Consider the following 6,956-nt stretch of genomic DNA (forward strand, 5'->3'; position numbering starts at 1 on the left):
CGATTGCGTCATATGGTCGCCTCTCGGGCACTACGAGAGGGGATGTCATGACCGAGAACACGTCAGGATACAACCATCCCGAGCACGAGCCTTTGCCAAGCCGCGACTACGAGCGCCAGATCGCCCTCCTCTCAGCAAAGAACGAGCGCCTCGCGGAAGCACTCCGTGCGGCGCGTGATCAGATAGTCGAGCTGAAGAAACAGCTCGACGACCTGGCCAAGCCGCCGGGCACCTACGCCGTGTTCCTCGGGGCTCATGCCGACGGCTCGGTGGACATCTCCTCCGCCGGCCGCAAGATGCATGTCTCCGCGAGCCCCAGCCTGGACGTGACCCGGCTGAGTCCCGGCCAGGAGGTCAAGCTCAACGAGGCCATGACCGTGGTTGGCGCGGGCGACTACGAGCGCACCGGCGAGCTGGTGACCGTCAAGGAGATGCTGGGCGGCGACCGCGTGCTCGTGGTGGGCCGGGCGGACGAGGAGCGCGTGGTGCGCCTCGCCGGCTCGGTGATGGACGTCCCGCTCCGGGTCGGGGACTCGCTCACGGTCGACACGCGCAGTGGCTTCGTGTTCGAGATCGTGCCCAAGTCCGAGGTCGAGGAGCTGGTCCTCGAAGAGGTCCCGGACATCGAGTACGAGGATATCGGCGGCCTCGGGCCGCAGATCGAGGCCATCCGGGACGCGGTGGAGCTGCCGTTCGCGCACCCCGACCTGTTCCGGGAGCACGGGCTGCGCCCGCCCAAGGGCGTGCTCCTGTACGGCCCGCCCGGCTGTGGCAAGACGCTCATCGCCAAGGCGGTGGCCCACTCCCTGGCCGGGATGGTGGCGCGCGCCAACGGGGGCAACCCCGAGGTGAAGAGCTTCTTCCTGAACGTCAAGGGTCCGGAGCTGCTCAACAAGTACGTCGGCGAGACCGAGCGGCACATCCGGCTGATCTTCGCCCGGGCGCGGGAGAAGGCCAGCCAGGGCATGCCGGTCGTCGTCTTCTTCGACGAGATGGAGTCGCTGTTCCGCACCCGCGGCACCGGCCTCTCCTCCGACGTGGAGACCACCATCGTGCCGCAGCTCCTCGCCGAGATCGACGGCGTGGAGCGGCTCGACAACGTCATCGTCATCGGCGCCTCCAACCGTGAGGACATGATCGACCCGGCCATCCTGCGCCCGGGGCGCCTCGACGTGAAGATCAAGATCGAGCGGCCCGACGCCGAGGGTGCCAAGGAGGTCTTCGGCAAGTACCTCACCAAGGAGCTGCCGATCCACGCGGACGACCTGGCCGAGTACGGCGGCAACGTCTCCGAGGCGCTGGACGGCATGATCACCTCGGTCGTGGAGCGCATGTACTCCGAGGACGAGGAGAACCAGTTCCTGGAGGTCACCTACGCCTCCGGCGACAAGGAGACCCTGTTCTTCAAGGACTTCAACTCGGGCGCCATGATCCAGAACGTGGTGGACCGGGCCAAGAAGAACGCGATCAAGGACTTCCTGGCCTCCGGTCAGAAGGGCATCCGCGTGGAGCACCTGCTGACCGCGTGCGTCGACGAGTTCAAGGAGAACGAGGACCTCCCGAACACGACCAACCCCGACGACTGGGCGCGCATCAGCGGCAAGAAGGGCGAGCGCATCGTCTTCATCCGCACCATCGTCCAGAAGAAGGGCGAGGGCGCCACGCCCCGCACCATCGACACCGTCCAGAACACCGGCCAGTACCTCTGACCACAACCGGGCAGGTCCGCGTCCGTCGACCGGGCGCGGACCTGCCCGACCATCGGGACTACTCCGGCATAGGGTGGTGGACGTGAGCGTGCGTCGTGTGATGGGCATCGAGACCGAGTACGGAGTGCTGCAGCCTGGCCGGCCCCTGGCCAACCCCATGCTGCTGTCGAGCCAGGTGGTGACCACCTACCGGGCCATCTCCACCCGCGCCGAGGGGTCGGGTGGCAAGGCCCGCTGGGACTATGACGACGAGGACCCGCTGCAGGACGCGCGCGGGTTCCACCTCGACCGCGCCTCGGCGCAGCCGTCGATGCTGACCGACGACCCCGCGCGGCCCGCGCCGTCCGGACCCGTCACGGGCCAGGTGCCCGTCGTGGAGCCCGGCCTGCCGGGCCGTGGCCGGCGCCGGGCGGGCTCGACCCAGGAGGTCGAGCGGCCGGCGGCCGACGAGTACGACGACCCGAGCGCGGCCAACGTGATCCTCACGAACGGCGCGCGGCTCTACGTGGACCACGCCCACCCCGAGTACTCCTCGCCCGAGGTCATGACGCCCGAGGACATCGTGCGCTGGGACGTCGCCGGCGAGCGGGTCATGCTCGCCGCCCTGCGGGAGCTCGCCGGCTTCCCCGGCAGCGAGGTGGTGCTCTACAAGAACAACGTGGACGGCAAGGGCGCCAGCTACGGCACCCACGAGAACTATCTCGTGGACCGCGCGCTGCCGTTCACCACGCTGGCCGAGCTCATCACGTCGTTCCTCGTCACGCGCCAGGTGTTCACCGGCTCCGGCCGGGTGGGCTTGGGTGCCACGAGCGGCACGGCCGGCTTCCAGATCTCGCAGCGCGCCGACTACATCGAGGCCGAGATCGGCCTGGAGACGACGCTGCGCCGCCCGATCGTCAACACGCGCGACGAGCCGCACGCCGACCGGCAGCGGTGGCGCCGCCTGCACCTGATCCTCGGGGACGCCAACCTGATGGAGGTGCCCACCTACCTCAAGACCGGCACGACGTCGCTGGTCCTGTGGGTGCTGGAGCACCTGGACGAGCTGGCGGACGCCGGGGTGGACGCGCGCGGCGAGCTGGGCGCCCTGCGGCTGGCGTCGCCCGTGAGCGACGTGCAGAAGGTCTCGCGCGACCTCGACCTGACCGCCGCGCTCGAGCTCACGGACGGCCGCACCATGACGGCGCTGCAGATCCAGGGCGAGGTGGTCGACGTCGTCCGGCGCTCGCTCAAGGTGCTCGGCACCGACCCGGAGTCGGACGCGGTGCTCGACCGCTGGGCGTCCCTGGTCGAGCGGCTGGGCACCGACCTGGCCGGGTGCGCGCGCGAGGTGGAGTGGGTCGCCAAGCTGCGTCTGCTGGAGCGCCTGCGCTCGCGCGACAACCTGGAGTGGGACCACCCGCGGCTGCACGCGATGGACCTGCAGTGGTCGGACGTGCGCCCCGAGCGCGGCATCTACCACCGGCTGCTCGCCAAGGGCGCGGTGGATCGGATCGTCGACGAGGAGAGCGTGGCGCGCGCGGTGCAGCACCCGCCGACGGACACCCGTGCCTACTTCCGGGGCGAGGTGATGGCGCGCTACGGCAGCCAGATCTCCGCCGCGAGCTGGGACTCGGTGATCTTCGACGTCGACGGCGCGCAGGCGCTGCAGCGGGTGCCGATGCTCGACCCGACCCGCGGGACGCGGCGCCACATCGGCGCGCTGCTGGACGCGAGCCCGGACGCGGCGGCGTTGCTCGCCGGACTCTCCGGGCGAAGATGACCCTCCGTGTCGGTGTCACCGCCTAGGGTCAGTCTCTAGGGTCAACACCAAGCCTCAGGGCCTAGGCTTCAAGACCAGCGCTACGTCAGAGAATCACCAGGAGGCGATCATGGCCGGTCAGGAAAGAATCAACTCGTCACACGAGGACCGCACTCCCGACGACGACGCCGAGACGCCGGCGCCCGCCGCTGCGGCAGCGCAGAAGGACGACGACGAGGTCGACGCCCTGCTCGAGGAGATCGACGAGGTGCTGGAGACCAACGCCGAGTCGTTCGTGCGTGGATTCGTCCAGAAGGGTGGGCAGTGAACCTGAACGCAGACCGCACCGCAGGACGACTCCCGGACGCCTTCCTGCGTCCGGGATCGTCGTCCTTCGTGGACTTCCTGGCCGAGCACGCCCCCGACCGCCTGCCCGGGAACCGGACCCTGCCCGCGGGCATGACCGACCCGGCGACCCTGTCCCCGCACGCCACCACGATCGTGGCGCTGACCTTCGACGGCGGCGTCCTGCTGGCGGGTGACCGACGCGCCACGGCCGGCCCGATGATCGCCAGTCGCACCATCGAGAAGGTGTTCCCGGCCGACGAGTACTCGGCGGTCGGCATCGCCGGCTCGGCGGGCATCGGGCTGGAGCTGGTCCGGCTGTTCCAGCTCGAGCTGGAGCACTACGAGAAGATCGAGGGCTCGCTGCTGTCGCTCACGGGCAAGGCGAACCGCCTGGCCACGATGCTGCGCGGCAACCTGCCCATGGCGATGCAGGGGCTGGCGGTCGTGCCCCTGTTCGCGGGCTACGACCTGGACAAGGACACGGGGCGGATCTTCAGCTACGACGCCACCGGCGGCCGGTACGAGGAGCACGAGCACCACGGCGTGGGCTCCGGCTCGCTCTTCGCGCGCGGTGCGCTGAAGAAGCTGTGGCGCCGGGGCCTGGACGCGGACGCCGCGGTCCAGGTCGCCGTCGAGGCGCTGTACGACGCGGCCGACGACGACTCGGCGACCGGCGGGCCGGACACGGTGCGCGGCATCTTCCCGGTCGTCGCCACCGTGACCGTGGACGGCTACCAGCGCATCGAGGACGCGGAGATCTCCCGCGTGGCCGAGCAGATCGTGGCGCAGCGCCGCGAGAGGGGGTCGATCGCATGAACATGCCGTTCTACGTCTCGCCCGAACAGCTGATGAAGGACCGGGCGGACTTCGCCCGGAAGGGCATCGCCCGCGGCCGGTCCGTCGTCGTGCTCGCCTACGACGGCGGGATCGCCTTCGCCACCGAGAACCCCTCGCGGGCGCTGCACAAGATCTCGGAGATCTACGACCGCATCGCGTTCGCGGCTGTGGGCAAGTACAACGAGTTCGAGAACCTGCGGGTCGCCGGCGTGCGGTACGCCGACATGCGCGGGTACTCCTACGACCGTTCCGACGTGACGGCGCGCGGCCTGGCGAACGCGTACGCGCAGACGCTCGGCACGGTCTTCATCACCGAGTCCAAGCCGCTCGAGGTGGAGATCGTCGTCGCCGAGGTGGGCGCCCAGGCCGCGGACGACCAGATCTACCGGCTCACCTACGACGGCACCGTGGCCGACGAGCACGGCTTCGTCGTCATGGGCGGGCAGGCCGAGCAGCTCGGCCGGCGGGTCAAGGAGGGCTGGCGCGCGGACCTCTCGCTGGGGGAGGCGCTGCGGCTCGCCGTGGCGGCGCTCGGCTCGGGCGACGGTTCGACGCCGCGCACGATCGAGGCGGCCCAGCTCGAGGTGGCGGTCCTGGAGCGGGACCGCCCGCGCCGGGCCTTCCGCCGGCTGAACCGGCAGGTCCTGGCCGACCTGCTGGCGGAGGGCGGGCCGACACCGTCGGGCGAGGCTCCCGCCGACGACCTCCCGCCGGCGGGCGACGTCGCGGTCGGGGCGGCGACGCCGGGCCTCGGCACGCCGGACACGGTCCCGCCGGAGACACCCGCCGAACAGCCGGCCGACGAGCCCGCCGAGGACTCCCCGACCCAGGAGAAGCCGGACGAGGGGCCGGACGCCTCCGGCGCCACGCCCGGCGCCGACAGATAGCACCAGGTTCCGCGAACAGGGAGGGGAATCCATGGACCGCAGGATCTTCGGTCTCGAGACCGAGTACGGGGTCACCTGTGCGGCCGACGACGGGCGTGGCCTGTCGGCTGACGAGGTCGCCCGCTACCTGTTCCGGAAGGTGGTGGCGTGGGGCCGTTCCTCCAACGTCTTCCTGAGGAACGGCTCCCGCCTCTACCTCGACGTCGGCTCGCACCCGGAGTACGCGACGGCGGAGTGCGACGACGTGCGCCAGCTCGTCTCGTACGACCGGGGCGGCGAACGCATCCTGGAGGGCCTCGTGGCCGACGCGCAGCAGCGTCTGGAGCACGAGGACCTGCCAGGACGCATCCACCTGTTCAAGAACAACACCGACTCGGCGGGCAACTCCTACGGGTGCCACGAGAACTACCTGGTGCGGCGGTCGGGCGACTTCTCGCGCCTGTCCGACGTGCTCGTGCCGTTCCTCATCACCCGCCAGATCCTGGTCGGGGCGGGCAAGGTGCTCTCGACGCCGCGTGGCGCCGTGTTCTGCCTCTCGCAGCGCGCCGACCACATCTGGGAGGCCGTCTCCAGCGCCACGACCCGGTCGCGGCCGATCATCAACACGCGCGACGAGCCGCACGCGGACGCCGAGCTGTACCGCAGGCTGCACGTCATCGTGGGCGACTCGTCGATGGCGGAGCCCACCACGATGCTCAAGGTGGGCAGCACCGACCTGGTGCTGCGCCTGGTCGAGGCGGGCGTCCCCATGCGCGACCTCACGCTGGAGAACCCGATCCGGGCCATCCGGGAGATCAGCCACGACCGCACCGGCAAGCACGCCGTCACGCTGGCCAACGGCCGGACCATGACGGCGATCGAGATCCAGTCGGAGTACTACGAGCGGGCCCGTGAGCTCGTGGAGGCCAACCTCGAGGTCACCCCGGTGGTCAAGCAGGTGCTCGACCTGTGGGAGCGCGGGCTGCGCGCGCTGCAGGCGGAGAACCTGTCGCTCGTGGACCGGGAGCTGGACTGGGTCATCAAGCTCAAGCTGATCCGGCGCTACCAGGAGAAGCACGACCTCGGGCTCGACGACCCGCGCATCGCCCGGCTGGACCTGGCCTACCACGACATCTCGCGCACCGAGGGCCTGTACAACCTGCTCGCGGCGCGCGGCATGGTCGAGCGGGTCACCACCGACCTGGAGGTCTTCGAGTCGACGGCGCTGCCGCCGCAGACCACCCGGGCCAAGCTGCGCGGCGACTTCGTGCGCGCCGCGCAGGAGGCGCGCCGTGACTACACGGTCGACTGGGTGCACCTCAAGCTGAACGACCAGGCGCAGCGCACCGTGCTGTGCAAGGACCCGTTCAAGAGCGTGGACGACCGCGTGGAGCGGCTCATCGAGAGCATGTGACGTTCCTGGCTCCGCCCCGGGACCGGCCGACGAGCCGGTCC

The 6,956-nt window shown here is 70.4% G+C and carries 6 protein-coding genes; all 6 read left to right on the plus strand.

What is annotated here, in order from left to right; genetic code table 11:
- Positions 1-47: 47 nt before the first annotated feature.
- The 6 genes from arc (at position 48) to pafA (ending at position 6,915) form a co-directional block, all read left to right on the plus strand.
- On the plus strand, positions 48-1,709 hold the full coding sequence (gene arc, locus ACFWEJ_RS09890) for a proteasome ATPase (protein ID WP_377229032.1): 1,662 nt from the start codon (positions 48-50) through the stop codon (positions 1,707-1,709).
- Positions 1,710-1,809: 100 nt separating this feature from the next.
- Positions 1,810-3,471: a depupylase/deamidase Dop gene (gene dop, locus ACFWEJ_RS09895; RefSeq protein ID WP_377229036.1), complete on the plus strand. Its 1,662-nt coding sequence runs from the start codon at positions 1,810-1,812 to the stop codon at positions 3,469-3,471.
- Between the two features lie 109 nt (positions 3,472-3,580).
- Complete coding sequence (locus ACFWEJ_RS09900) at positions 3,581-3,778, plus strand: ubiquitin-like protein Pup (RefSeq protein ID WP_377229033.1); 198 nt, start codon at positions 3,581-3,583, stop codon at positions 3,776-3,778.
- On the plus strand, positions 3,775-4,614 hold the full coding sequence (prcB, locus tag ACFWEJ_RS09905; RefSeq protein ID WP_377229034.1) for a proteasome subunit beta: 840 nt from the start codon (positions 3,775-3,777) through the stop codon (positions 4,612-4,614). The genes ACFWEJ_RS09900 and prcB overlap by 4 nt, the downstream gene beginning before the upstream one ends.
- The gene (gene prcA, locus ACFWEJ_RS09910; RefSeq protein ID WP_377229035.1) at positions 4,611-5,522 is read left to right on the plus strand and encodes a proteasome subunit alpha; all 912 of its coding nucleotides are present in this window, start codon (positions 4,611-4,613) and stop codon (positions 5,520-5,522) included. Before prcB ends, prcA begins: the two co-directional genes overlap by 4 nt.
- 31 nt (positions 5,523-5,553) lie before the next feature.
- Positions 5,554-6,915 carry a Pup--protein ligase gene (pafA, locus tag ACFWEJ_RS09915; protein ID WP_182616863.1) on the plus strand — a complete coding sequence of 454 codons (1,362 nt, stop codon included), beginning with the start codon at positions 5,554-5,556 and terminating at the stop codon, positions 6,913-6,915.
- Positions 6,916-6,956 lie beyond the last annotated feature (41 nt).

It is taken from the genome of Promicromonospora sp. NPDC060204 (genome assembly GCF_042728455.1).
Classification (GTDB): Bacteria; Actinomycetota; Actinomycetes; order Actinomycetales; family Cellulomonadaceae; genus Promicromonospora.

What these genes read in the sequence shown, in the direction of transcription:
- pafA (WP_182616863.1), top strand. Translation starts at nt 5,554, where the DNA reads ATGGACCGCAGGATCTTCGGTCTCGAGACCGAGTACGGGGTCACCTGT.
- dop (WP_377229036.1), top strand. Translation starts at nt 1,810, where the DNA reads ATGGGCATCGAGACCGAGTACGGAGTGCTGCAGCCTGGCCGGCCCCTG.
- ACFWEJ_RS09900 (WP_377229033.1), top strand. Translation starts at nt 3,581, where the DNA reads ATGGCCGGTCAGGAAAGAATCAACTCGTCACACGAGGACCGCACTCCC.
- prcA (WP_377229035.1), top strand. Translation starts at nt 4,611, where the DNA reads ATGAACATGCCGTTCTACGTCTCGCCCGAACAGCTGATGAAGGACCGG.
- arc (WP_377229032.1), top strand. Translation starts at nt 48, where the DNA reads ATGACCGAGAACACGTCAGGATACAACCATCCCGAGCACGAGCCTTTG.